Source organism: Ramlibacter sp. P4_H7, from assembly GCF_056400765.1.
On sequence record NZ_JBFUKP010000010.1, the window covers coordinates 123,864 to 147,816 of the forward strand.

The 23,953-nt window shown below is 69.3% G+C and carries 28 protein-coding genes and 1 pseudogene; 18 read left to right on the forward strand and 11 right to left on the reverse strand.

Going from position 1 to position 23,953, the window contains the following annotated elements; translation table 11 throughout:
• Positions 1 to 98: 98 nt before the first annotated feature.
• From mdeB to cynS, 16 genes and pseudogenes are all read left to right on the forward strand, one after another.
• A complete protein-coding gene (mdeB, locus tag AC1DSA_RS15330; RefSeq protein ID WP_477890644.1) occupies positions 99 to 2,714 on the forward strand; it encodes an alpha-ketoglutarate dehydrogenase in 2,616 nt (871 codons plus the stop codon).
• Positions 2,715 to 2,723: 9 nt separating this feature from the next.
• A complete protein-coding gene (locus AC1DSA_RS15335) occupies positions 2,724 to 3,542 on the forward strand; it encodes a creatininase family protein (protein WP_477890646.1) in 819 nt (272 codons plus the stop codon).
• A 60-nt stretch (positions 3,543 to 3,602) separates the two neighbouring features.
• Positions 3,603 to 4,655 (forward strand): LacI family DNA-binding transcriptional regulator, encoded by a 1,053-nt coding sequence (locus AC1DSA_RS15340; RefSeq protein WP_477890648.1) that lies wholly within the window; start codon positions 3,603 to 3,605, stop codon positions 4,653 to 4,655.
• A gap of 60 nt (positions 4,656 to 4,715) precedes the next feature.
• Entirely contained in the window at positions 4,716 to 5,387 is a 672-nt protein-coding gene (locus AC1DSA_RS15345; RefSeq protein WP_477890650.1) for an amino acid ABC transporter permease, read from the forward strand.
• Entirely contained in the window at positions 5,387 to 6,040 is a 654-nt protein-coding gene (locus tag AC1DSA_RS15350) for an amino acid ABC transporter permease (protein WP_477890652.1), read from the forward strand. Before AC1DSA_RS15345 ends, AC1DSA_RS15350 begins: the two co-directional genes overlap by 1 nt.
• 35 nt (positions 6,041 to 6,075) lie before the next feature.
• Entirely contained in the window at positions 6,076 to 6,864 is a 789-nt protein-coding gene (locus tag AC1DSA_RS15355) for a transporter substrate-binding domain-containing protein (RefSeq protein ID WP_477890654.1), read from the forward strand.
• 19 nt (positions 6,865 to 6,883) lie between these two features.
• The gene (locus tag AC1DSA_RS15360; protein WP_477890656.1) at positions 6,884 to 7,666 is read left to right on the forward strand and encodes an amino acid ABC transporter ATP-binding protein; all 783 of its coding nucleotides are present in this window, start codon (positions 6,884 to 6,886) and stop codon (positions 7,664 to 7,666) included.
• On the forward strand, positions 7,663 to 8,442 hold the full coding sequence (locus AC1DSA_RS15365) for a sugar phosphate isomerase/epimerase family protein (RefSeq protein WP_477890793.1): 780 nt from the start codon (positions 7,663 to 7,665) through the stop codon (positions 8,440 to 8,442). The genes AC1DSA_RS15360 and AC1DSA_RS15365 overlap by 4 nt, the downstream gene beginning before the upstream one ends.
• Positions 8,439 to 9,389, forward strand: a complete 951-nt coding sequence (locus tag AC1DSA_RS15370; RefSeq protein ID WP_477890658.1) for a sugar kinase — start codon at positions 8,439 to 8,441, stop codon at positions 9,387 to 9,389. The genes AC1DSA_RS15365 and AC1DSA_RS15370 overlap by 4 nt, the downstream gene beginning before the upstream one ends.
• Positions 9,386 to 10,354 carry a 2-hydroxyacid dehydrogenase gene (locus AC1DSA_RS15375; RefSeq protein WP_477890660.1) on the forward strand — a complete coding sequence of 323 codons (969 nt, stop codon included), beginning with the start codon at positions 9,386 to 9,388 and terminating at the stop codon, positions 10,352 to 10,354. Before AC1DSA_RS15370 ends, AC1DSA_RS15375 begins: the two co-directional genes overlap by 4 nt.
• Positions 10,355 to 10,520: 166 nt before the next feature.
• A pseudogene (locus AC1DSA_RS15380) lies at positions 10,521 to 10,580 on the forward strand (hypothetical protein); the annotation flags it as partial.
• Between the two features lie 124 nt (positions 10,581 to 10,704).
• Positions 10,705 to 10,974 (forward strand): CBS domain-containing protein, encoded by a 270-nt coding sequence (locus AC1DSA_RS15385; RefSeq protein ID WP_477890662.1) that lies wholly within the window; start codon positions 10,705 to 10,707, stop codon positions 10,972 to 10,974.
• A gap of 11 nt (positions 10,975 to 10,985) precedes the next feature.
• On the forward strand, positions 10,986 to 11,309 hold the full coding sequence (locus tag AC1DSA_RS15390) for a plasmid stabilization protein (RefSeq protein WP_477890795.1): 324 nt from the start codon (positions 10,986 to 10,988) through the stop codon (positions 11,307 to 11,309).
• Positions 11,310 to 11,331: 22 nt separating this feature from the next.
• Complete coding sequence (locus AC1DSA_RS15395; RefSeq protein ID WP_477890664.1) at positions 11,332 to 11,604, forward strand: hypothetical protein; 273 nt, start codon at positions 11,332 to 11,334, stop codon at positions 11,602 to 11,604.
• Between the two features lie 46 nt (positions 11,605 to 11,650).
• Positions 11,651 to 12,118, forward strand: a complete 468-nt coding sequence (locus tag AC1DSA_RS15400) for a nuclear transport factor 2 family protein (RefSeq protein WP_477890666.1) — start codon at positions 11,651 to 11,653, stop codon at positions 12,116 to 12,118.
• A 322-nt stretch (positions 12,119 to 12,440) separates the two neighbouring features.
• Entirely contained in the window at positions 12,441 to 12,884 is a 444-nt protein-coding gene (gene cynS / locus AC1DSA_RS15405; RefSeq protein ID WP_477890668.1) for a cyanase, read from the forward strand.
• Between the two features lie 68 nt (positions 12,885 to 12,952).
• Here cynS and AC1DSA_RS15410 read toward each other — a convergent pair whose 3' ends face one another.
• The 4 genes from AC1DSA_RS15410 to AC1DSA_RS15425 form a co-directional block, all read right to left on the reverse strand.
• Positions 12,953 to 13,264 (reverse strand): KGG domain-containing protein, encoded by a 312-nt coding sequence (locus AC1DSA_RS15410; RefSeq protein WP_477890669.1) that lies wholly within the window; start codon positions 13,262 to 13,264, stop codon positions 12,953 to 12,955.
• A 136-nt stretch (positions 13,265 to 13,400) separates the two neighbouring features.
• Positions 13,401 to 13,781 carry a thioredoxin family protein gene (locus tag AC1DSA_RS15415; RefSeq protein WP_477890670.1) on the reverse strand — a complete coding sequence of 127 codons (381 nt, stop codon included), beginning with the start codon at positions 13,779 to 13,781 and terminating at the stop codon, positions 13,401 to 13,403.
• A gap of 23 nt (positions 13,782 to 13,804) precedes the next feature.
• On the reverse strand, positions 13,805 to 15,436 hold the full coding sequence (locus AC1DSA_RS15420) for a phosphoethanolamine transferase (RefSeq protein WP_477890672.1): 1,632 nt from the start codon (positions 15,434 to 15,436) through the stop codon (positions 13,805 to 13,807).
• 1 nt (position 15,437) lies between these two features.
• Positions 15,438 to 16,058 carry a phosphatase PAP2 family protein gene (locus tag AC1DSA_RS15425; protein WP_477890674.1) on the reverse strand — a complete coding sequence of 207 codons (621 nt, stop codon included), beginning with the start codon at positions 16,056 to 16,058 and terminating at the stop codon, positions 15,438 to 15,440.
• Positions 16,059 to 16,176: 118 nt separating this feature from the next.
• Between AC1DSA_RS15425 and AC1DSA_RS15430 the strand changes: the two genes are divergently transcribed.
• Both AC1DSA_RS15430 and AC1DSA_RS15435 read left to right on the forward strand, forming a co-directional pair.
• Positions 16,177 to 16,863 (forward strand): response regulator transcription factor, encoded by a 687-nt coding sequence (locus AC1DSA_RS15430; RefSeq protein WP_477890676.1) that lies wholly within the window; start codon positions 16,177 to 16,179, stop codon positions 16,861 to 16,863.
• A complete protein-coding gene (locus AC1DSA_RS15435) occupies positions 16,860 to 18,212 on the forward strand; it encodes a histidine kinase dimerization/phospho-acceptor domain-containing protein (RefSeq protein WP_477890678.1) in 1,353 nt (450 codons plus the stop codon). The genes AC1DSA_RS15430 and AC1DSA_RS15435 overlap by 4 nt, the downstream gene beginning before the upstream one ends.
• Here the strand turns inward: AC1DSA_RS15435 and AC1DSA_RS15440 are convergent.
• The 7 genes from AC1DSA_RS15440 to AC1DSA_RS15470 all read right to left on the reverse strand — a co-directional run bounded on the left by AC1DSA_RS15440 (position 18,203) and on the right by AC1DSA_RS15470 (position 23,878).
• The gene (locus AC1DSA_RS15440) at positions 18,203 to 18,874 is read right to left on the reverse strand and encodes a histidine phosphatase family protein (protein WP_477890680.1); all 672 of its coding nucleotides are present in this window, start codon (positions 18,872 to 18,874) and stop codon (positions 18,203 to 18,205) included. The two genes, AC1DSA_RS15435 and AC1DSA_RS15440, sit on opposite strands and share 10 nt — an antisense overlap.
• A 102-nt stretch (positions 18,875 to 18,976) precedes the next feature.
• Positions 18,977 to 19,654, reverse strand: coding sequence for a VOC family protein (locus tag AC1DSA_RS15445; RefSeq protein ID WP_477890682.1), 678 nt, complete (start codon positions 19,652 to 19,654; stop codon positions 18,977 to 18,979).
• 1 nt (position 19,655) lies between these two features.
• Positions 19,656 to 20,522 (reverse strand): PhzF family phenazine biosynthesis protein, encoded by an 867-nt coding sequence (locus AC1DSA_RS15450; protein WP_477890684.1) that lies wholly within the window; start codon positions 20,520 to 20,522, stop codon positions 19,656 to 19,658.
• A 2-nt stretch (positions 20,523 to 20,524) separates the two neighbouring features.
• Complete coding sequence (locus tag AC1DSA_RS15455) at positions 20,525 to 21,145, reverse strand: glutathione S-transferase family protein (protein WP_477890686.1); 621 nt, start codon at positions 21,143 to 21,145, stop codon at positions 20,525 to 20,527.
• Entirely contained in the window at positions 21,139 to 22,344 is a 1,206-nt protein-coding gene (locus tag AC1DSA_RS15460) for an aminotransferase-like domain-containing protein (protein WP_477890688.1), read from the reverse strand. Before AC1DSA_RS15460 ends, AC1DSA_RS15455 begins: the two co-directional genes overlap by 7 nt.
• Complete coding sequence (locus tag AC1DSA_RS15465) at positions 22,341 to 23,267, reverse strand: DMT family transporter (protein WP_477890690.1); 927 nt, start codon at positions 23,265 to 23,267, stop codon at positions 22,341 to 22,343. The genes AC1DSA_RS15460 and AC1DSA_RS15465 overlap by 4 nt, the downstream gene beginning before the upstream one ends.
• On the reverse strand, positions 23,264 to 23,878 hold the full coding sequence (locus tag AC1DSA_RS15470) for a LysE family translocator (RefSeq protein WP_477890692.1): 615 nt from the start codon (positions 23,876 to 23,878) through the stop codon (positions 23,264 to 23,266). The genes AC1DSA_RS15465 and AC1DSA_RS15470 overlap by 4 nt, the downstream gene beginning before the upstream one ends.
• Positions 23,879 to 23,953: the final 75 nt, after the last annotated feature.

The window sequence follows — 23,953 nt, forward strand, 5'->3', positions numbered from 1 at the left end:
CTGCGCTCCTGTTGTTTGACGGCATTCTATGCGGCGGCTGTGCCGTCCGAGGCCATTTCCGGTGCCCCATGCCGGACCAATGCGCCTAGAGTGGCGGCATGGCCGACCACAGCATCACCCGCTACCTCTCCGACGAAGGCGGCGACCTCGATCCCGTCGAAACCACGGAATGGCGCGACGCATTCCAGGCCCTGGTCGCGACGCACGGACCTGCGCGGGCGCGCTTCATCCTCGACCAGCTGGCCGTGCTCGGACGCCATCCGGCAGTGGGATGGTCGCCCGAGCTGGTCACGCCCTACGTGAACAGCGTGCCGGTGGAACGGCAGCCCGTGTTTCCGGGCGACCTCGCCATCGAGGAGAAGCTCGCCTCGATCATGCGCTGGAACGCGCTGGCGATGGTCGTGCGCGCCAACAGCGCGTACGGCGAACTCGGCGGGCACATCGCCAGCTACGCCAGCGCGGCCGACCTGTTCGAGGTGGGCTTCAACCATTTCTTCCGGGCGCGCAACGCAGCGCAAGGCGGCGACCTCGTGTTCTTCCAGCCGCACAGCGCGCCTGGCGTGTACGCGCGGGCCTTCCTCGAAGGGCGGCTGACCGAGCAGGACCTGGCCCACTACCGGCAGGAGATCAGCGCACCCACCGAGGGCGCGCGGGGTCTCTCCAGCTATCCGCATCCCTGGCTGATGCCGGATTTCTGGCAGTTCCCGACCGGCTCGATGGGCATCGGGCCCATCAGCTCGATCTACCACGCGCGCTTCATGCGCTACCTCACCCACCGGCAACTGCTGGACTGCGAGGGACGCAAGGTGTGGGGCGTGTTCGGCGATGGCGAAATGGACGAGCCGGAGAGCATGAGCGCGCTCACGCTCGCCTCGCGGGAGAAGCTGGACAACCTGGTGTGGGTGGTGAACTGCAACCTGCAGCGCCTCGACGGGCCCGTGCGAGGCAACGGCCGCATCGTCGACGAACTGGAGAAGCTGTTCCGCGGCGCCGGCTGGAACGTGATCAAGCTGCTGTGGGGCAGCGACTGGGACGGACTGTTCGCGCGCGACACCACCCATGCGCTGGTGCGCGCGTTCGCGCACACGGTGGACGGCCAGATGCAGACCTTCGCCGCGAAGGACGGCCGCTTCAACCGCGACAATTTCTTCGGCCAGAACGAGGAGCTGGCGCGCCTGGCGCAGGGCATGACCGACGAACAGATCGACCGCCTGAAGCGCGGCGGGCACGACCTGGTCAAGATCCATGCGGCGTACGACGCCGCGGCGCGGCACCGCGGCCAGCCGACGGTGATCCTCGCCCACACCAAGAAGGGCTACGGCATGGGCGCGGCCGGCCAGGGCCGCATGACCACGCACAGCCAGAAGAAGCTGGAAGACAGCGCGCTGCTGGAGTTCCGCAACCGCTTCAACTTGCCCTTGTCGGACGCGCAGGCGACGCAGCTCGCCTTCCACAGGCCGGCGGAGGACAGCCCCGAGCTGCGCTACCTGCACGCGAAGCGCGAAGCGCTGGGGGGCTACCTTCCCCGGCGCGAGACCGCCTGTCCGCAGGTGCCGGTACCGGACGCGGCGACCTACGCGCAGTTCGCGCTGCAGGCCGGCGGCAAGGAAATGTCGACCACCATGGCCTTCGTGCGGCTGCTAGGCGCGTTGCTGAAGGACCCTCAACTGGGCCCGCGCATCGTGCCCATCGTCGCCGACGAGGCGCGCACCTTCGGCATGGCCAACCTGTTCAAGCAGGTGGGGATCTATTCCAGCGCGGGCCAGAGCTACGAGCCGGAGGACATCGGTTCGGTGCTGTCCTACCGCGAAGCGCTGGACGGGCAGATCCTGGAAGAAGGCATCAGCGAGGCCGGCGCCATCGCGAGCTGGACCGCCGCGGCCACCAGCTACAGCGTGCACGGCATCGCCATGCTGCCGTTCTACATCTACTACTCGATGTTCGGCTTCCAGCGCGTGGGCGACGCGATCTGGGCGGCCGCCGACCAGCGCTCCCGCGGCTTCCTGCTCGGTGCGACCTCCGGGCGCACCACGCTGGGCGGCGAGGGCTTGCAGCACCAGGACGGCAGCAGTCACCTGGTGGCCGCGACCATCCCCAACTGCAAGGCGTACGACCCGGCGTTCGCGGGGGAGATGGCGTTGATCGTGGACCGCGGCATGCGCGAGATGCTGCTGGAGCAGCGCGACGTCTTCTACTACGTCACGCTGATGAACGAAAACTACGCACAGCCGGATCTGCCGGCAGAGGCGCACGAGGGCGTGATCCGCGGCGGCTACCGCTTCGACCGCTTCGGTGATGCGACCGCGCGGCAGCGCGTGACTCTGCTCGGCTCGGGCGCCATCCTCACCGAAGTGCTCAAGGCGGCGCAGCAGCTCGCGGCCGACGGCATTCCCGTGGACGTGCTGAGCATCACCAGCTGGAGCGAGCTGGCGCGCGACGGCCAGGCCTGCGAACAGCGGGCGCTGGCCGGGCAGGCGGACGCCGCGCCCTACGTATCCCGGTTACTGGAAGGCAGCGGACCGGTGATCGCCGCGAGCGACTATGTCCGCGCGGTGCCGGAAAGCATCCGCGCCTGGCTGCCGGCCGGCCGCCGCTACCTGACCCTGGGAACCGACGGCTTCGGCCGCAGCGACACGCGGGCCGCCCTGCGCGCCTTCTTCCACGTGGATGCGGCCAGCATCGTGCAGGCGGCGCACCATGCGCTCGACGCTTAAGATGCGCGCATGCCTCTTGCGTCTCGTTTCTGGGCGGAGCTGAGCACCGCCGATTTCGCCGGACTCGACGCCGCGTCGACGGTCGCCGTGCTGCCGCTCGGCGCCACCGAACAGCATGGGCCGCACCTGCCGCTTTCGGTGGACCATTGCCTGGTCGATGGCATCGTGGCGCAGGCGCTGCCGCAGCTGCCGGCGAGCCTGCCGGTGCTGGTGCTGCCCACGCAGCAGGTCGGTTACAGCCCCGAGCACGCGGACTTTCCGGGCACCCTCACGCTGCCGGTGGAGACGGTGATCGCCACCTGGATCGCGTTGGGCGAGTGCGTCGCGCGCGCCGGCGTGCGCAAGCTGCTGCTGTTCAACGCGCACGGCGGCCAAGTGAGCCTGATGGACATCGTGGCGCGCGAGTTGCGCATGCGCTGCCGGCTGATCGTCTACAGCTGCAGTTGGTGGAACCTGCCGCTGGGCGACGCCGTCACGCAGCTCTTTCCCGCCGACGAACACCGCTTCGGCGTGCACGCGGGCGACATGGAGACTTCGCTGATGCTGGCGCTGCGTTCCGGCGGCGTGCGCATGCAGCACGCCAAGAACTTCCGTTCCACCTCGCAAGACCGCGCCGCGCAGTACCCGCTGCTGGGCAACGGCCGCAGCGCCAAGCTCGGTTGGGCCATGCAGGACTACAACGACAAGGGTGCGGCAGGCAACGCGGCGGCCGCGACAGCGGACAAGGGGCGGCGGGTGCTGCAGTCCGCCGGCACCCAGTTGGCCATGCTGCTGCAGGAGATTGCGCGCCTGCCGCTGGCGACGGTGGTGGATCCCGCGCGCCGCTGAACGCGCTTCGCGGCGGCCGCCCGGCCGCGCTACCATCACGGCTGAAACTGGTTTCAGCTCATGCCGCCCAAGTCCCCTCCCTTCCTGCCGCTTCCAGGCGCCGGCCGGATCACGATCGCCGACGTGGCGGTCAAGGCCGGCGTGTCCAAGGCGACCGTCTCCCGCTTCCTCAACCGCCGGGACGAGCTGCTGACGCCGGAGATCGCGCTGCGCGTGGAGTCGGCCATCGCGGCGCTGGGCTATTCCCCGAGCCCCATGGCGCAGGCCCTCAAGCGCGGGCGTTCCCGGCTGATCGGGTTGGTGGTGGCAGACGTGACGAATCCCTTCTCGGTCGCCGTGCTGCGCGGGGCCGAAAAAGCTTGCCAGGAAGCGGGCTACCTGCTGATGCTGTTCAACCTGGGCGACGACGGCCAGCGCGAGCGCGACGCGATCGAGGCGCTGGCCTCCTACCAGGTCGAGGGCCTGATCCTGAATACGCTGGGCCGCGACGAAGGCGCCGTGGCCGCCGCCGCGCGCCAGGGCCGGCCGGTGGTGCTGGTGGACCGCCGCCACGCCAACATGCCGGCCGACTTCGTCTCCCTCGACAACGCGGGTGCGATCCGGCTGGCAGCAGCGCACCTGGTGGCCGCAGGCTGGAACGAGCTTCTGTTCGTCACCGAGCCGGTCGCCGGTGTGAGTTCGCGGCAGGAGCGGGAAGCGGCCTTCCGCGCGTTCGTGGCGGACCAGCCCGGAGTGCGCGGAGCCAGCTTCGAGTCGACGGCCGAGGACAGCGCCGGGCTGGACGCGGAACTGCGCAAGCTGCGCGCGCGGGGCGCCCGGCCGGCGGTGCTGTCCAGCAATGCCGTGATCACGCTGCGCATTGCGGACGCCGTCGCGCGTCTGGGCTGGCGCTTCGGCGAGGAGATCGGATTCATCGGCGTGGACGAAACCGAATGGGCGCCCCTGGTCGGTCCGGGCCTCAGCACCATCGCCCAGCCGACCGATGCGCTGGGCCGTCTTGCCACGGCCTGCCTGCTGGAACGACTCCGGGGACTGGATGTGCCACCTCGGCAGATCCTGTTGCCGGGCACGCTGGTCGCGCGACGTTCGTCGGCTGCTCCTTCGGCTAGGTGAAAACCCGGATGAAAAGCTGAAACCGGTTTCTATAATTCGCGCCAGAAACCGGTTTCAGACGTGAACTACCAATTCCAGTTCCAGGATGTGTTCGCAGCGTGGCCCCTGCTGCTGCAAGGCACGTGGACCACGATCCAGCTGTCGCTGACCGCCACCGTCCTGGGCCTGGCGGTGGCGATCTTCGGCGCCTGGGCGAAGACGTCGGGGCCGCAGGCGCTGCGCTGGGTGGTCAACGCGTACATCGAGTTGATCCGCAACACCCCCTTCCTGGTGCAGCTGTTCTTCTTCTTCTTCGCGCTGCCGGCCCTGGGGCTGCGCTGGTCCGCGCATTCCGCGGCGCTGGTGGCCATGGTGGTGAACCTCGGCGCCTATGCGACCGAGATCCTGCGCGCCGGCATCGAGTCCATTCCGCGCGGCCAGATCGAGGCCGGGCTGGCGCTCAACCTCAAGCGCCACCAGGTGTTCCGCGACATCATCCTGAAGCCGGCGCTGAAGGCGATCTATCCCGCCCTCACCAGCCAGTTCATCCTGCTGATGCTCAGTTCCGCCGTCGTCTCGGCCATCTCGGCCGACGACCTCACCTCGGTGGCCGCCAACCTGCAGTCGCAGACGTTCCGCAGCTTCGAGATCTACATCGTGGTGGCGCTGATCTACCTGCTGCTGGCCATGGCCTTTTCCGTGCTGTTCCGGGTGATCTACCGGTATGCGCTCGACTACCCGGACCGTCGCTGATGCGCACCTTCGGCTATTCCGAGTTCCTGTTCATCCTCGAGGCGGCGCGCTGGACCATCGCGCTGTCGCTGATCGCCTTCGTGGGCGGTGCCATCGGCGGCCTGCTGGTGGCGCTGGCGCGCACCAGCGACAACGCGGCGGCCCGCGCGGCGGCGACCGCCTTCGTGCAGGTGTTCCAGGGCACTCCCCTGCTGCTGCAGCTGTTCCTCGTGTTCTTCGGCGCGCCGGTGATCGGCATCGACGTGAACCCCTGGGTGGCCGCCGGCGTCGCCCTGATCCTCAACACCAGCGCCTTCCTCGGCGAGATCTGGCGCGGCTGCATCCAGGCCGTCCCGCGCGGCCAGTGGGAGGCGGCCGATGCGCTGGGCCTGCACTACGTGGCACGGATGCGCGACGTGGTCCTGCCGCAGGCCTTCAAGATTGCCCTCGCGCCCACCGTGGGCTACATGGTGCAGGTGATCAAGGGCACCTCGCTGGCGGCGATCATCGGCTTCACGGAAGTCACCCGTGCCGGCCAGATCATCAACAACGCCACCTTCCAGCCGCTGGTGGTGTTCAGCCTGGTCGCCGCGATTTACTTCGCGCTGTGCTGGCCCCTGTCGCTGCTGGCCGGCCGCATGGAGCGGCGCCAGGCCCGGGCGCTCGCGCGCTGACGGCCTTCCCTTTTTCCCACTGGAGACAATCCCAAATGCAATCCTTCACCCGCCGTGCCTTTGCCGCCCTGGGCGTCGCCGCGACCGTGTCGCTGCTCGCCGCTCCCGCCTTCGCGCAGTCGCTCGAAGAGCTGAAGAAGAAGGGCGAGGTCAACGTCGGCCTGCTGGTCGACTTCCCGCCCTACGGCACCACCAACGCGCAGAACCAGCCCGACGGCTATGACGCGGACGTCGCCCGCCTGCTGTCCAAGGACTGGGGCGTGAAGGTGAACCTGGTGCCGGTCACCGGCCCGAACCGCATTCCCTTCCTGCTGACCAACAAGGTCGACCTGCTGGTGGCCTCGCTGGCCGTGACGCCCGAGCGCGCCAAGCAGGTGCAATTCTCCAAGCCGTACTCCGCCGCCACCATCGTGCTGTACGGCGAAAAGAAGGCGAACATCAAGGGCGCGGCCGACCTGAAGAACTTCAAGGTGGGCGTGGCCCGCGCGAGCACGCAGGATGTGGCGCTGACGCAGATGGCACCGCAAGGCACGGAGATCCGCCGCTTCGACGACGACGCATCGGCGATGCAGGCACTGATCTCCGGCCAGGTCGACGCGATCGGCTGCTCCACCACCGTGGCCGCGCAGATCAACAAGCGCCAACCCGGCGCCTTCGAGCCCAAGTTCACGCTGCGCCAGCAGGAGATGGCCGTGGCCATGCGCCCGGGCCAGGACGCGCTGCTGAAGTCGGTGAACGACTTCGTCGCCAAGAACACGGCCAATGGCGAGCTGAACAAGCTGTACAAGAAGTGGCTGGACACCGACCTGCCCAAGATGCAGTAAGCCGGACGGGCGCGACACCATGAACGACAGGACCCCGGCCGGCGCCGAACCGATCATCCGCCTCGAAGGGGTGGGCAAGTGGTTCGGCAAGTTCCAGGTGCTCACCGACATCGACCTGCAGGTCGTGCCGGGTGAGCGCATCGTGGTGTGCGGGCCGTCGGGTTCGGGCAAGTCCACGCTGATCCGCTGCATCAACGGCCTGGAGTCCGTGCAGGAGGGGCGCATCGTGGTCGACGGCATCGACCTCACGGCCGGCAAGCGCAACGTGGACAAGGTGCGGGCCGAAGTCGGCATGGTGTTCCAGCAGTTCAACCTCTTTCCGCACCTCACCATCCTGCAGAACTGCACGCTCGCCCCGATGCGGGTGCGTAAGGTGAGCCAGCAGGAGGCCGAGGCAACGGCGATGAAGTACCTGACGCGGGTGCGCATCCCCGACCAGGCCCACAAGTACCCCAGCCAGCTGTCCGGTGGCCAGCAGCAGCGCGTGGCGATCGCCCGCGCCCTGTGCATGACGCCGCGCATCATGCTGTTCGACGAGCCGACCTCCGCGCTCGACCCCGAGATGGTCAAGGAAGTGCTCGACACCATGATCGGCCTCGCCGAAGAGGGCATGACCATGCTGTGCGTGACGCACGAGATGGGCTTTGCCCGCCGCGTCGCCGACCGCGTGATCTTCATGGCGGACGGGCGCATCGTGGAACAGGCGCCTCCGGAGCAGTTCTTCACGCAACCGCAGGATCCGCGCACGAAGAATTTCCTGGGCCAGATCCTCAGCTCGCACCACCAGCCGGTGGCCGTCTGATGCAGCAGGTCCTGATCTCGCTGTCGTCGTTCGGGGCGGCGGAAGTGCGGCGCCATGGCCAGCTGTGGTTCAGCCTGCTCTCGCTGGAGGCGGGTGCCGATGGCGTCGAGGTGCGCGGTGAGCTGCTGAACGATGCGGCATCCGAACTGCCGGCCATCGCGCAAGCGGTGCGGGCGCGCGGCGGCCAGCTGGTGTATTCCAGTCCGGAAGGGCTGTGGTCGGCCGAAGGTGGGCTGGACACCGCGGCGCTGCGGCGCGGCGTCGCGGCGGCCCGCACGCTGGGCGCCGCGCGCCTGAAGATGTCCATTGGCGGATTCGCGGCCGCCTCGTCGGCCACGCTGCCGCAGCTCGCCGGTGCGCTGGAGGGCGTCGGTGTGGAACTGGTGATCGAGAACGACCAGACCGCGTCGGCAGGCACCGTACCCCCGCTCGCGGCTTTCTTCGCCGCGACGCAGGCGGGTGGCCTGCCACTGGGCATGACCTTCGACATGGGCAACTGGCACTGGACCGGCGAATGCCCGCAGCAGGCGGCGCATGCGCTGGCCGAGCGCGTGTGCTACGTGCACTGCAAGGGCGTGCAGCGTCAGCCGCACAAGTGGGTCGCGGTGCCGCTGGCGGAATCGGCAGCGCCCTGGCGCGCGGTCCTGCGCGCCATGCCGCGCAACGTTCCCTGGGCCATCGAATATCCGCTGGCCGGCGACGACCTGCTGGCGGTGACGCGCGCGGAGATCGCGCAACTGCGGGCGGTGTCGGCCGGCTTCGGAGCCGCAGCATGAGCCAGGCGCCGCGCCACGACGTCGCGCTGTTCGGCGAGATGATGATGATGTTCGTCGCCGACCGGCCGGGCCCGCTGGAGGAGGTTCCCTCCTTCCACAAGCGCACCGCGGGAGCGGAGACAAATGTGGCTATCGGCCTGGCGCGCCTGGGGCTGCGCGTGGCGTGGGCGAGCCGTCTCGGCACCGACTCCATGGGGCGCTACCTGCTCGGCGAGATGCGGCGCGAAGGCGTGGATTGCTCGCACGTGGTGTGCGACCCGGCGCAGCGCACCGGCTTCCAGTTCAAGGGACGGGTCACCGACGGCAGCGACCCGCTGGTGGAGTACCACCGCAAGGGCTCGGCCGCGAGCCAGATGACGCCGGACGACGTCGACGCGGACTGGCTGTGCTCGGCGCGCCACCTGCACGCCACCGGGGTTTTCCCCGCGATCTCCGCCAGCGCCCGCGCCACTGCGCAGCGGACGTTCGAGGTGATGCGCGCTGCCGGCCGCACCATCTCTTTCGATCCCAACCTGCGGCCGACGCTCTGGGCCTCGCCCGAGGAGATGCGGCGCGAAATCAACGCGCTGGCGTTCCAGGCGGACTGGGTGCTGCCGGGGCTGGAAGAAGGCAGGTTCCTGACCGGCGAACAGAGCCCTGAAGGCATCGCCCGCTTCTACCGCACCCGCGGCGCGAAGCTCGTCGCGGTCAAGCTGGGGCCCGAWGGCGCCTGGTACGACGGCGAGCAGGGCAGCGGCCGCGTTCCCGGCTTTCCGGTGCAGGAGGTCGTGGACACGGTGGGTGCCGGCGACGGCTTCGCGGTCGGAGTCGTCAGCGCGCTGCTGCAAGGTCGCGGCGTCGCCGATGCGGTGCGGCGTGGTGCGTGGATCGGCGCGCGTGCGGTGCAGGTGCTGGGCGACACCGAGGGCCTGCCCACGCAGGCGGAATTGCAGGCGGCGGGGCTTTGAACGCGCGCAAGTCGGTGCTCGTGTTCCGCGAGCTGCCTGCCGACCAGTTCGCGCGCATCACCGCGCTGCACGAAGTGGTGGTCGCCAATCCGCGCAAACCGGAGCAGAAGGCCGCCTTCGACGCCGCCCTGCCGTACGCGCAGGGCCTCATTGGCTCCAGCTATGCGATCACGCCGGCGCTGCTCGACACCGCGCCGCGGCTGACGGTGATCTCGTCGATCTCGGTGGGCGTGGACAACTACCCCCTCGCCGACCTGCGCCAGCGCGGCATCCTGCTGTGCCACACGCCGGGCGTGCTGACCGAAACGACGGCCGACACCGTCTTCCTGCTGGTCATGGCGACCAGCCGCCGGTTGGTCGAGCTGGCCGCGCACGTGCGCGAGGGGCGCTGGGACCGCAACATCGGCGACCAGCTGTTCGGCTGGGACGTGCACGGCAAGACGCTGGGCATCCTCGGCTTCGGCCGCATCGGCCAGGCCGTCGCGCGCCGCGCGGCGCTCGGCTTCGGGATGCACGTGAAGTACCACAACCCGCAACCCGTCAATGTGCCGGAGCTGCAAGGCCGCGCCGTCCACACGCCCCTGGACGAGCTGCTGGCCAGCTGCGACATCGTGGCCGCGACCTTGCCGCTGACGACGCAGACCCGCGGCCTGATGGGCCCGCGCGAATTCGCACGGATGAAGCAGGGCGCCATCTTCATCAACGGCGGACGCGGCGCCACCGTCCAGGAAAGCGCGCTGCTGGCGGCGCTGGACAGCGGCCACTTGCGCGCCGCGGGGCTCGACGTGTTCGCGACCGAACCCCTGCCGCTGGACTCGCCCCTGCGCACCCATCCGCGGGTGACCGCGCTGCCGCATATCGGCTCCGCGACCCACGAGACGCGCCAGGCCATGGCGCAGCTCGCCACCAGCAACCTGCTGCAGGCGCKCGCCGGCGAGCGCCCGGCGGCGGCGTACGGCGATTGACGCCCCGCTGGCCGTCCCGTCCTACGCAAGCTTGCGAGCCGGCCGACATGGCGCCGTCACCCCGTCGCTAGATTGGACGCCATGGGCCAGCGTCTTGCCGGCCTCGACTTCCAAGGAGAACTCGATGACGACGGTGGCAGAGGTCATGACGCGGGACGTCCGCACGATGGCGCCGAACGACTCGGTGGTGGATGCGGCGCGCTGCATGGACGAACTCAACGTGGGCGTGATCCCCGTGTGCGACGGCGGCAAGCTGGTCGGCATGGTGACCGACCGCGACATCGTCGTGCGCGGCGTCGCCCAGCAGGGCGAGATCAAGGGCATGAAGCTGGCCGACGTGATGAGCGCCCATGTGCGCTGCGAAGGAAGACGACGACGTCGACCAGGTGCTCAGCGACATGGCCGATGCCCAGATTCGTCGCCTGCCGGTGGTGGACGGCAACCAGCGCCTGGTCGGCATCGTGTCGCTGGGCGACATCGCGGCGAAGAACCCGGGGGACGAGGTCGACGTCGCCACGTCTCTGGGCGACATCTCGACGCCCGCGGAGCCCGACCGGTCGGGAGCCGGAAGCAGCCAGTCCCAGAGTCAAAGCCAGGGCCAGGGACGCAAGCAGCACTGAAGGAGATCCAAATGCCCAATGCCTGGAGTGCGAAGCGCGAACGCCAGTACCAGCACATCAAGGACAGCGTCGAGTCGCGCGGCAAGAGCGAGAAGGTGGCCGAGGAGATCGCGGCCCGCACCGTGAACAAGGAGCGCGCTCAGCATGGTGAAGCGACGCACGCGAATGCGCACAGCTTGAGCGACATGCCGGCGCCCCGGCGCGGTGGCCAGCGTTCTCACCGCGGTGAAGGCGGCCGCACGCGCGAGCAGCTGTACGAGGATGCGAAGCGGAAGCGAATTTCCGGCCGCTCCACGATGACGAAGGCGGAATTGGAACGCGCCGTCGGTCGTTGAACCATCCGCCAGATGGCCGAAGTTGGAGGTCGACCACAACGCTGCGCAGCTTGTCTCGTCGAAGCTGACGCGTCACACCACGGACACGTTCACCTGCCTAAACTGCAAGCAGGTGAAGTCCATGCGTTTCTCTTCCATCTTCCAGCGCAAACCGCGGCCTCGTGAGGCCCGGCCGGAAGAGACGTCGACGCGGGAAAACCCTCAGCCCACCACTTCGCTCCCGCCGGCTGAACTGCCCGAAGACCTGGATGCCCGGGTGCGGCTGCTGGGCGAGTGGCAGGTCTCCGAGAACTGAGACACCCTCCTTGCTGCTGCGAGGAGACCCGATCAACGGAGCCCGCATGCAGACCAAGCCGCCGCTGCCACCCTTCACGACCGAAACCGCCAGGCAGAAGGTGCGCATGGCGGAAGACGCCTGGAACACCCGCGATCCGGACCGCGTGGTGCAGGTCTATACCGAGGACACGCGCTGGCGCAACCGCGCCGAATTCCCCGTGGGCCGCGAGCAGGTGCGTGCCTTCCTGCAGCGCAAGTGGGCGCGCGAGCTGGACTACCGCCTGATCAAGGAGCTGTGGGTCTGCGAGGGCAACCGCATTGCCGTCCGCTTCGCCTACGAGTGGCACGACGCCGCGGGTCAGTGGTTTCGCAGCTACGGCAACGAGAACTGGGAGTTCGATGCCGCGGGCTTCATGGAGCGCCGCTTCGCGAGCATCAACGACCTGCCGATCCGGCCCGAAGACCGCAAGTTCCACTGGCCGCTCGGCCGGCGGCCGGACGATCACCCGGGGCTGGGCGACCTCGGGCTCTGACGCGCACGTCCGCTGCCGCTCGCTTCGGGCAGTGCGCGGGGCGCGAGGAAGGCGCAGCCAGTCGGGTGGCCGCCAGCGTCCAAGGGCGAGCCGATCTTCGGCACGAGCCTTGCAGGGCCCTGCAGGTTCGCAACCCGCGCAGGCGCGGAGACGCGCGCCACGCACCGCACGCGGCACTCCACCGCACCATGCATGCACGCGCGCACCACTCGCATGCAAGGACGGGCTTGGCGAACCGCGCAACCCCATTGTCGAATTCCTGGCCTCCCTTGCGTGCCGGGGCCGACCCACTGCAAGCATCGCAACCAAACGAGGAGCCCGCATGAACCGCAACGACATCACCGAGAAGATCATCGCCGCCAAGGTGTCCCGGGGGATCACCTGGGAAGAGGTCGCGAAGAAAGTGGGCCAGTCCAAGGAGTGGACGACGGCCCTGTGCCTGGGGCAGATGACCGCGAATGCCGAACAGGCGAAAGCCGTCGGCGAGATCTTCGGCCTGAGCGAGGAGGAGCAGAAGTGGCTGAAGGTGGTGCCGTACAAAGGCTCGCTGCCCACCGCGGTGCCGACCGATCCGCTGATCTACCGGTGGTACGAGATCGTCAACGTGTACGGCACGACGATCAAGGAGTTGATCCACGAGGAATTCGGTGACGGCATCATGAGCGCCATCGACTTTTCGATGGACATCACGCGCGAGCCCGATCCCAAGGGCGACCGCGTCAACGTCGTGCTCTCGGGCAAGTTCCTGCCATACAAGACCTACTGAGTCCGGCCATGGAAAAGGGCGCCGGTGGCGCCCTGGGAGTCGACGGCCGCGCGATGGCGGCCGTGCCTTCAGCGAGACTGGCCGCTGCTGTTGTTCCCGCCGCCGTGGGACGAGCCGCTGTTGCCATGCGAGCTGCCGCTGTTGCTGCCGCTGGCATGGCTGCTGCTCGATTCGATCGCCTTGCGGCGGTTCGCACTGCGCGCCATTCCGCCCTTGCGGCCCGCTTCGCGCGCTTCTTCCGAAGTGAACTCGTGCGCCGTCCCCTTCTCGTGGGCGGCGCGGCCGCCTTCGCTGGCGATCTCGCGCTGCCGCTGCGGGTCCATGGAGGCGAATCCCCGGTTGGATTTGCCGCCTTGGTTGCCCTGATTGTTGGATGCCATGGTGAATCTCCTTGCAAAACTGAATGTTGGAACTGCATGTCCGGTCTGCGCCGGCCATGGACATGATTGAGCTTGCAAGCGCGCACTCCGCCCGTCAGGCACCAATGGAGCCGGGTGTAGGAGCGGCCCTACCTCGTCACACGAGGGAGCGTGGCAGGACGCCGTCTTTGAGGCGTTGCAGCAGCGAGCCCGCATGCTCCGGCAGGCCCGGATCGGGCTGCGGTTGAGCTTGCAACCGTGCCAGCAGGCGGGTGAACTGCGAGGCCATGGGCGGAATGGGAGCGAGGTACAGCACCTCGTTGCCGCGGGCGATCAGCAGGGTGGGAAAGGTTTGGATGTCGACGTCGCCCATGGCGTCGTCCTCGTCCTCGACGTCCACCCAGGAGAACCGCATCCCCGGTTGGGCGCGGGCCTGCGCCGTGAACAGGGGCAGCCAGTCACGGCAGACGCCGCACCAGGCGGCGCACAGGCAGGCGACCCACCAGGTGGGCTGTTCGTCGCCGGTCGTGCTGTCCATGCCGGCAGTTTACCGGCAGGGGATCAGGCCGCGGGGCAGCCCGAGTAGGCGTCCAGGGAGCGCTGGTAGGCCGAGGTGCCCACCTGCATCAGGCCCAGGACCGAGTGGAACAGGTGGTCGTGCGTGATGCGCTCCTCGACGCGGCCGCGCAGGCATTGCGGGCTGACGCCGGCCTGCTGCGCGAATCCGGGCGATAGCCACGTGATCCAGGGAATGTGTTTTTGCACGTCCGGCGCCAGAGCGTAGGGCAGGCCGTGCAGGTACAGGTTGTTCTCACCCAGCGACTCCCCGTGGTCGGACACGTAGAGCAGTGCCGTGTCGTAGTCCTGGCGCTGTTGCAGCCAGCGGACCGTGGAGCCGAGCACGTGGTCCGTATAGGCGATGGTGTTGTCGTAGGCATTGCGCAGCTGCTCGCTGCTGCAGTCCGGCAGTTGCCTGCTGGTGCACTCGGGCAGGAAGCGCTTGAAGGTCGGCGGGGTGCGCTCCGAGTAGGCCGGGCCGTGGCTGCCCATCTGGTGCATCACGAGCACGACGCCCTTGCGGCGCTTGGCCTCGGGCAGTGCCGCGACGCGCTCGTCCAGGCCCTTGACCAGGATCTCGTCCCGGCATTCACCGTTCGCGCAGAGCGCATCGTCCTTCAGCGACGAGGTGTTCACCGTCGGCACACGGTCGCACACGCCCTTGCAGCCGCCGGGCTGGTTGTCGATCCACAGCACCGCGAGGCCGGCGTGCTGCAGCACGTCGACCAGCGATTCGGTGTCCTGCCGGCGCGCCAGGAAATCTTCCCGGCTCAGTGGCGAGAACATGCACGGTACGGACGCGGCGGTGCTGGTGCCGCAGGCCCAGGCATTGCGGAAGCTGACTGCCTTGAGCTGCGCCAGCTCCGGCGTGGTGTCGCGCCCGTACCCATTGAGGCCGAAGTTGCCGCTGCGCCCGGTCTCGCCCAGCACCAGCACGAGCATCCTCGGCTTGGCTTGGCCGCTGGCCAGCAGTTGGGCATCGCGGCCGACGGGCTGCAAGCCTGCCTTGAGCCGCGTGCCGCCGAAGGCGCTCTGGCCCACGGCGTACAGCGAGTTCAGGGGATTGAGCAGGTAGCGCAGTTCCTTGTGGTTGCGCATCGCGGAGGCCAGTGGCTGGAAGCTCAGCAGGAGGAGAGCTGCGAGCAGGGCGACGCCGGCGCCCGTTGCCGCGACGTTGCGCACCGCCTGCTGCTTCCAGGGCCGGTGCGCGACCGATGTCCGCCACACCAGCCAGGAAGGAAGTGCCGCGCCCAGCAGAACGACGATCACGAGCTGCGGCGTCAGGAGCCCCAGGGCTTCGTGCCAGTCGGTTTGCAACGTGTTGGTGGCCATGGTGCTGTCGATCACCACGTGGAAGGTCCACATGAAATACGCCCCGATGGCGGACGCGAACAGCAGAACGATGATCGCGGGCTTGAGCACCGGCCGCCACGCGGCCAGGCTCAGCAGGGCGAACAGCGCGGCGGCGAGCATGCCCGCCAGCGCGAAGGCGAGCAGCCAGCCGCCCTGCGAGTCCAGTAGCCCAAGGCTCTCCAGTTTGCGCCAGAGCGGAGCATTGCCGGCACCCGCCATCCAGAGGCTGGCGCCACCGACGAGGTAGGCGGCGGGGATCCGCGGTCGCGGACGGTCTTGCACTTCAGATTCCTTCACCGATTCGGCTGCGTGGCCAGTTGGCATGCACCAGCCAGGCAATCATCCAGCAAACGGCGGCACTCCACAAAGTGTGGCTCATGAAATGGGCCCCCCTCCACTGCTGAGCCAGGCCCAGCACCGCGCCGCCCACCAACGCCGCCAGCAGCCAGCGCCGCGCGATCACGGGATCCGTCTTGCGGAACACGAAATAGCCCGCGACGAAGCTGAAACCCGAAGAGGCATGGCCCGCCGGAAAGCAGTGGCCGCCACCGCCGTCCGGCAGCAGGCTCCAGTGGGAGGCATAGTGAACGAGTCCCCCGAAGTCGGTGAGTTCCCAGGGACAGCTGGTTTTGCTGCCGAGCTTCAGGATGGAAACGGCCAGGGCGCCCAGCAGCGTCGCGACGGCGAGCTGCAGCCTTTCCGCGGTAGCCAGGCGAGTGAGTGGCCGCACCGGCCACCAGACGCAAAGGCACAGCGCGACCGCCAATGCCCACGCCAGGCGCCGGCCGCCCTCGTGGACCACCCCGGCGAGCAGCCAGTGGTCGCGCCATGGAAAGCCTTCGCCGGAGCCGGCCAGGTGCGCGAAAGGCAGGTCCAGGCCGCTCGCGTCCCAGGCGAGGGCCAACCCCAGAATGCCGAGGGTGAACCATCCGGTCTCCGTGAGACCAGACCTCCTGCTATTTTTCATTAGGTGCAATGCTCGGGCTGGCGGCTTAAGTGATCCTTAACGGCACAATCCCGGCATGCGCGTGCTCGTGGTGGAAGACGACAAGGGAATCGCCGAGGGCCTGGCCGCCCACCTGTCCCGGGCAGGCCACGCCGTGGACTGCACGCCCGGCATCGCCCCCGCCTGGCGGGCGCTGGGAGCCGAAGCCTTCGACGTGGTCCTGCTGGACCTGGGCTTGGCCGACGGCGACGGGACCGATTTGTTGCGCCGGCTGCGCCAGGCACCTGCCGGCCGGCTGCCGGACCCGGCCACGCCGGTGCTGATCATGACCGCCCGGGACCAGGTGTCGTCCCGCATTGCCGGCCTCGACCTGGGTGCGGACGATTACCTCACCAAGCCTTTCGACCCGGACGAACTCGCCGCGCGGATGCGCGCCTTGACCCGCCGGTTGGCGGGCCGCGCGGAAACCACGATCCGCTACGGCGATCTGGAGATCGACCCGGCCGCGCGCACCGTACGGCGCGCGGGCGAGCCGGTGGAGTTGTCGGCTCGCGAGTTCTCGGTGCTGCTGGCGCTGATCGAGGCGCGACCGCACGTGCTTTCGCGCGGGCAGATCGAGGCCAAGCTCTACAACTGGGACAGTGCGCTGGAGAGCAATGCGATCGAGGTGCACGTGCACCGCCTGCGCCGCAAGCTCGGCGACACCCTGGTGCGGACGGTGCGCGGCGTCGGCTACTACATGCCGGCGGAGCCCGGCGCATGAAGGCCGCGCAGGGTCCCAGCCTGACTCGCCACCTGCTCGCCTGGGCGCTGGCGGCGCTCACGCTGGTGTGGGCCACCTTCATCCTCTTCGGCTACGCCACCGGCGAGCACGAGGCGGACGAACTCACGGATGGCCACCTGGCCGGCGTCAGCTCGCTGCTGCTGCCGCTCGGTCCCGAGGCCCTGCGCGGAAACGGCCACACCGCGCCCCCCAACGGCAGGGACTTCAAGGCCCACGATTACCAGCGTTCGCTGTCGGTGGTCTTTTGGGACACGCAGGGCCGGGTGCTCGCTCGCACCGGCGATGCGCCGACGCCCCCTTTCATGCCGGATGAAGGGTTTGCCACGCTGGCGCTGGGGAATCCGCCGGCGGCGTGGCGGACGTTCTCCCACTGGGACGCCGAGCACGAGCACAAATTGATGGTGCTGCTGTCGGAAGAAGAGCGGGATGATCTTGCGAGCGACATCGCCGGCCAGGTGATCGAGCCCGGACTCTGGCTGCTGCCGGTGGTCGCCCTGGTGCTGGGCCTCGCCATCCACCGCGGGCTGCGGCCGCTGCGCGCACTGGCGGCCCAGGTGCACGCGCTCGACACGCAGCGCGCGCAGAAGGTGGCTGCACCGGTGCGCTTCCAGGAGCTTGCGGCGACCGTGGACGCCATCAACCGCCTGGTCGACCGCTACCACGCCGCGCTCACCCGCGAGCGCGCACTGGCCAATGAGTTCGCGCACGAATTGCGGACCCCGCTGGCTTCCATGGCCCTGCAGGCGCGCGGCATCCAGGACAGTCCGCCGGGGCCCGCGCAGCAGGAGGCGCTGGCGCGGCTGCAGGAGGACGCGCTGCGCGCGGGCGAGGTGCTGGCCCACCTGCTCGCATTGGCGCGCACCAGCCGGGCGGAACTGGACGAGGCGGCCGAGACCCTGGACCTGGACGCGCTGGCGCGCCGCGTGGTGTCGGAGTTCGCCCCTGCCGCGCACGCCGCCGGGCGCGAGCTGGGGCTGTCCAGCAGCGGGCCCTTTCCCTTGTCCGGCCATCCGGTGCTGCTGGAACTGGCGCTGCGCAACCTGGTGCAGAACGCATTGGCGCACACGCCGCCGGGCACGCAGGTCGAAGTGGAGCTCGATCCCTCCGCGGGCATCCTGCAGGTGAGCGATGACGGCCCGCTGCGCACGGGCAGTCCCGGCGAAGCCACGCCGTCTGCCGTGCAGCCCCTGCGGCTGGGTCTGGGACACCGGGTGGTGGAAAAGGTGGCGGCGCTGCACGGCGCCAGCTTCGAGCCGGACGTACCGCTGCCCGGACACCGGCGCGGCTGGCGCCTGCGCTTCGGCCCCCCGGCGGCGGCTCAGGCGTAGCTCACCCAGTCCCGGTACGCGGGCGCATCGAGGTGCGGGATCGCGTTGAAGCCCACCAGCATGTGGCGCTTGGGCGTGAAGGCGAACTCGGTCAGCGCGGTGTTGCGGATGCGCATGTTGAGGTCGATGGTGACTTCCGGCGGCGTCGACAGCACATGGCCGACCGCCGTGGAGATCGGCCCGCCGCTGGACACGATCAGCACGGTCTGCCCGTAGTGGTTCGCGCGCACGTGGTCCAGCGCGCCTGCCACGCCGGCCCGGAAGTCCGGATAGCTGGGCATGTTGCGCGGTTGCGCCGTGCCCGCCATCCAGCGGCCCAGCCCGTCGCGCAGCAGGCGGAAGTGGTGGCGGTACATCTCGGGCGAGGTGGGTTTCTGCAGCGTCCCGGCATGCACCGTCGCGATCACCGCCTCGCTGTCGTATTCGTTCAATCCCTCCCACGACAGGTGATCCCCCGCGCGGTTCATGCCCTGCAGGATGCCTTCCAGCGTCTGCTTGTGGCGCCGCAACGTGCCGGCGATCAGCGCGTCGAAGTGGATGCCGCGCTCGGCGAAATACTCCCCCAGCCGCACGCTCTGCTTGCGGCCCAGGTCGCTCAGGTGGTCGTAGTCGTCGGCGCCGAAAGACGCTTGGCCGTGGCGGACGAGATAAAGGGTGCCCATGCACCCATTCTGGCAAACGCGGGAAGAGGACTTGGTCCCAGCCGTGACTTCACTTGGGCGGCGACGAGGGCCATGCGCAGCGCCGGCCCACCGATCACAGCGTCAAAGGCCTGCCGAATCCAGCTTCACCCGGCCACGGGGCGTATCGAGCACGGCGCACAGCCGCGCTGCGCCTTCCTTGGCCGTCACGCCTTGCAGGCCCACGGCTTCGTAGGCCGCACGGAGCGTGGCGGCTTCCGGGTGGCTCGCGGTCAGCGAGTGCAGCGTCACGCCCGACTCCGGCATTGCCGAGGCCGGGTGGGTCGCGCCCCACTGGATCAGCGTGGGCAGCGTGCCGTCGAACAACCGCTGCCCGTCTTCGCGGATGCTCATCTGCCACTCGAGCAGGCCGCGCGGCGTCATGCGTGACGCCGCCACTGCCTCGCCGCGATCGATCTGCAGGCCACGCAATGCGGCAAGGGCCTGCCGCAGGTCCGGCACGTTCGCGACGAAATGCAGCAAACGCGGACCGTTGCGCGCGAGCGCGTCGCGCACGGCCTCGGCATCGAGGTCGAACCAGCGGCGCGGGCGCTGCACTGCGCGTCCGGGCTGCACGGCGATGATCTCGAGATAGGCGCGCGGGTGGTCCACCGTGGCGATGCGCGACACGCGGTTGTGCGTGCCCATCAGCGGGTGTTCGCCGCCCGGGCCAGGGACTGTGCCGAGCGTCGCCTCGCACCAGGCGGCGCCCTCGTCCAGGCCGGCTGCAGCCACCACCAGGTGATCGATGCGCGCGCTCATGTCACAGCGCCACGCTGCCGGAAATGCACGTGACCGACGCGCCGCCGATCCACGTCTCTCCCGCGGCATCGCGCTGCACGTGCACGCGGCCGGCGCGGCCGAGTGCAGTGCCCTGGCTCGCGACGTACTGTTCCGGCGCGAGTCCGGCGCCGATCAGCCACTGCGCCAGCGCGGCGTTGAGACTGCCGGTGACCGGGTCTTCGGCCATGCCGTTGTTGCCGGGAAAGAAGGCGCGCACTTCGAAGGCGCATTCGTCGTCCGGGGCACGCGAGCCGACCACGCCGACCTTGCCGCGCGAACCGACCACGCCGACGTCCAGGCCCGCCAGGATGGCGCCGTCGGGCTTGAGCGCGAGCACCTCGCTGGCGCTCCGCAGCAGGACGCCGCGCCAATTCGGGCCGTTGTCGCACCAGGCATGTCCCACGATGTCGCCGCGCGCGATGCCGAGTCCGCGGGCGATCAGCGCCACGTCCTCTTCCGGCAGCGGCCCACTTTTGCGCAGGGGCGGCGCGGCGAAGGCCAGTCGCTGGACGTCGCGCTTGAGCTTGACCAGTCCGACGCCGCACTCCTGCACGACGTACTCGCCCTGGGGCTTGCCGCCCGCCTCCAGCCAGGCATGGCAGCTTCCCAGCGTCGGGTGGCCCGCGAACGGCAGTTCGCGGCCCGGGCAGAAGATGCGCAGGCGGTAGTCGGCGCCGACTTGCGTCGGCGTCAGCACGAAGGTCGCCTCGGACAGGTTGGTCCAGTTGGTGAATTCCTGCATCTGCTCGCCGGACAGGCCTTGTCCATCCAGCACTACGGCGACCGGGTTGCCGCGATAGGCCGTGGCGGTGAAGACGTCGACTTGCTTGAAGAGGCGTTGCGCCATGGTCAGCTCAGGGGAAGGTCGAGAACGCCGCGAGCGGCGGGATGCCGGCGGATGCCGTCGTACCAGCGGTGCAGGTGCGGATGCGCGGGGTGCTCCAGCGGCAGGCCCCACCAGCGGTGCATCTCGCAAGCCAGCGGGATGTCGGCCATCGTGAACTGCTCGCCGGCGATGAAGGGGCGTTGGGCGAGCAGCCCGTCGAGGAGCGCCAGCAATGGCTCGGTGGCCGCGACCGACGCCGCGATCGCCTGGTCGTTGCGGCGGTCTTGCGGTGTGCGGATCAGCTGGATGAAGGCTTCGCGCCCGGCGCCGTTGAACGTGGTCTGCTGCCAGTCCATCCAGCGCTCGGCGTCGAAGCGCGCGCGCAGGTCGCGCGGATACAGCGTGCCGTCCGCGTGCTTCGCACACAGATAGCGCACCACGACGTTGGACTCCCACAGCACGAAGCCGTCGTCCTCGACGGTCGGGACCAGCGCATTCGGGTTGCGTGCAAGGTATTCGGGCGTGCGGGTGATGCCGAAGCTCGCGCCGGCGTCGACGCGTTCGAACGGCACCTGCAGCCACTGCGCGGCGAGCAACACCTTGCGCACGTTGATGGAGGAAAGGCGGCCCCAGATCTTCAGCATCGCTTGCCCGGCAGGTTGTCGTGGATCGTGGCGGCCAGCGTCGCGATGCCGGAGGCGATCTGCTCGGTGGTCGAGGTCACGAAGGACAGCCGCAGCGTGCGCGCATCCGGATCGCCCGCATAGAAAGGCGCGCCCGGAACGAAGGCCACGCCCCGCTCCACGGCCTTGGGCAACAGCGCAAGCGCGTCCATGCCTGCCGGCAGCCGCGCCCAGAGGAACATGCCGCCGTCGGGGATGTTCCATTGCACGTCCAGCCCGGCCATCTCGCGGTCCATCGCGGCGAGCATGGCGTCGCGCTGCGCGTGGTACAGCGCGCGGATCGTCGGCACGTGACGTTCCAGGAAGCCGTCCTGGATCACCTCCGCCACCATCCGCTGATTGAAGCCGGGACTGTGCAGGTCGGCTGCCTGCTTGGCCTGCAGCAGCTTGGGCAGCACGTGCCGGGGCGCCACCAGGTAGCCGAGCCGCAGGCCCGGCGCCAGCACCTTGGAGAACGAGCCCAGGTAGATGCTGCCCTCTCGGTGGCGCGCGGTGAGCGGCGCCGGCGGCGGCGCATCGAACCAGAGGTCGCCGTAGGGGTTGTCCTCCACGATCGGCAGCGCCAGTTCGCGCGCGGTCTGCACCAGTGCCTGGCGCCGCGCCTCGCTCATGGTGCGGCCGGTCGGGTTCTGGAAGTTGGGCAGTACATAGAAGAAGCGCGCGCCGGCCCGCCGGGCCGCGAGGTCGGCCAGGTCCACGCCTTCGGCATCGCTCGCCACGCCCACCACCTCCGGTTCCATCGGCGCGAAGGCCTGCAGCGCGCCGAGGTAGGTCGGCGTCTCCACCAGCACCCGGCTGCCGCTGTCGATCAGCACCTTGGCGACCAGGTCCAGACCCTGCTGCGAGCCGGTGGTGATCAGCACCTGCTCCGGGTCCACGGACCACGGAAGTTGCCTGGCAACGGCTTCACGCAGCGGACGGTAACCCTCGCTCGCGGCGTATTGCAGGGCGCCCTGGCCGTCGGCACGCAGGACCTTTTCGCAGGCTTCGGCGAAGGCCGCGACCGGAAAGGTGCGCGGCGAAGGCAGCCCACCGGCGAAGCTGATGATCCCGGGACGCTCCGTGACCTTCAGGATCTCGCGGATCACGGAGGGGTTCATGCGTTCGGCGCGTCGCGCCAGGGTCCAGCCCGTGGTGGGCGGCAGGTCATCGGGTTTCATCGAGGCTCCAGGACAGGGGAGAAAGCCGGCTTGGGGGCAGCGCGCACGGGCATCCGGCGGCCCGCGAACACGGTGGCGATTACGGCCACGCCGAAGGCGAGCGTGACCAGGTCCAGGTGCTCGCCGAGCAGCGGCACCGCGAACAGCATGCTGAGAAAGGGCTGGACCAGCTGCACCTGGCTGACGCGCACGGTGCCGCCCAATGCGAGCCCGCGGTACCAGGCGAAGAAGCCGATCCACATGGAGAACACGGCCACATAGCCGAAGGCCCACCAGGCGCTCGCCGGCAGCGCCGCGGCCGGGCGCGTCCACCAAGCCAGCGGCAGCGTGAGGGGAGAGGCGATCACCAGCGCCCAGCAGATCACGTGCTCGGCCCGCATGCGCTGGGACAGGCGCGCGCCTTCGCCGTAGCCGATCGCGGCGCACGCCATGGCGGCCAGCAGCAGCAGGTCCGCGGCCTGGATGCCGCCGGCGCCGCCGGACTTGAGCACGGTGAACCCCACCACCAACCCGCTGCCCAGGGCCGCGCAAAGCCAGAAGCCGGCCGAGGGCCGCTGGCGGTGCAGCAGCGCTCCCACCAGCGCCGTCGCCATCGGCAGCACGCCGACCACGACGCTGGCATGCACCGCCTCGACGTGGCGCATGGCGATCGACGTGAACAGCGGAAAGCCGAACACCACGCCGGCGGAAGTGAGCACGAGCGGCCACCAGTCCTGCCGGCGCGGCAGCGGAGCGCGCGTCGCCAGCAGGAACACGGCAGACAGTGCGGCGGCGACACAGGCGCGACCGAGGGCGACGAACACGCCCGACATCAAGGGCGCTTCGGCCGTGCCGACGGCCAGGCGAGTCATGGGCAGCGTCAGCGCGAAGATCGCGACGCCCAGCAGCCCCAGCAGCAGCCCCTTGCGCTCCGGCCCGTTCATACCGTCACCATCCAGGCGGCCGTGGCCGCCAGCACCAGCGCCAGCAGGCGGTTGAACCACAGCAGCCGTTGACCCTGCGCCAGCCATTGGCGCAGCATGGAACCGGCGAGTGCGTAGCTGAAGTTGCTGCTAAAGGCGAACACCGCCATCACCGCGCAGATGATGGCCAGGCGTTCGCCCGGGTTGGGCGCTGGCTGCCCGGCGCCATTCACCACCCAGCCGGCAGTGAGCGTCAGCGCCAGCATCCAAGCCTTGATGTTGAGGAACTGCAGCCCAACGCCTTGCCAGAAGCCCACGCGCAGGCGGCTCGCGTCAACTTCCACCAGGCGGCGCGCGCCGGCCAGCTTCCAGGCGAGCCACAGCATGTAGGCCACGCCGAGCAGCTTGACGGCCCAGCGCAGCGTCGGCACTTCCAGTACGAGCGCGCCCAGGCCCAGGCCGCATCCGACCATCAGCAGCGTCCAGCCCGCTGGGACGGCAACGCAGAAGCGCAGCGCGCGGGGCAAGCCCCCGTTCGCGGCAAGCGCGGTGGACAGCGTGGTGTTCGGTCCGGGCGAGAAGCTCATCGCCGTACAGAACAGCAGCAGCGCGGTGATTTCGGCGCTGCTCATGGGCCAGGGGATTGCGAGGGCATGCCGGTCAATGTAATCTCCGCAACCAGTACACCATCAGTACAGTTCGCCAGA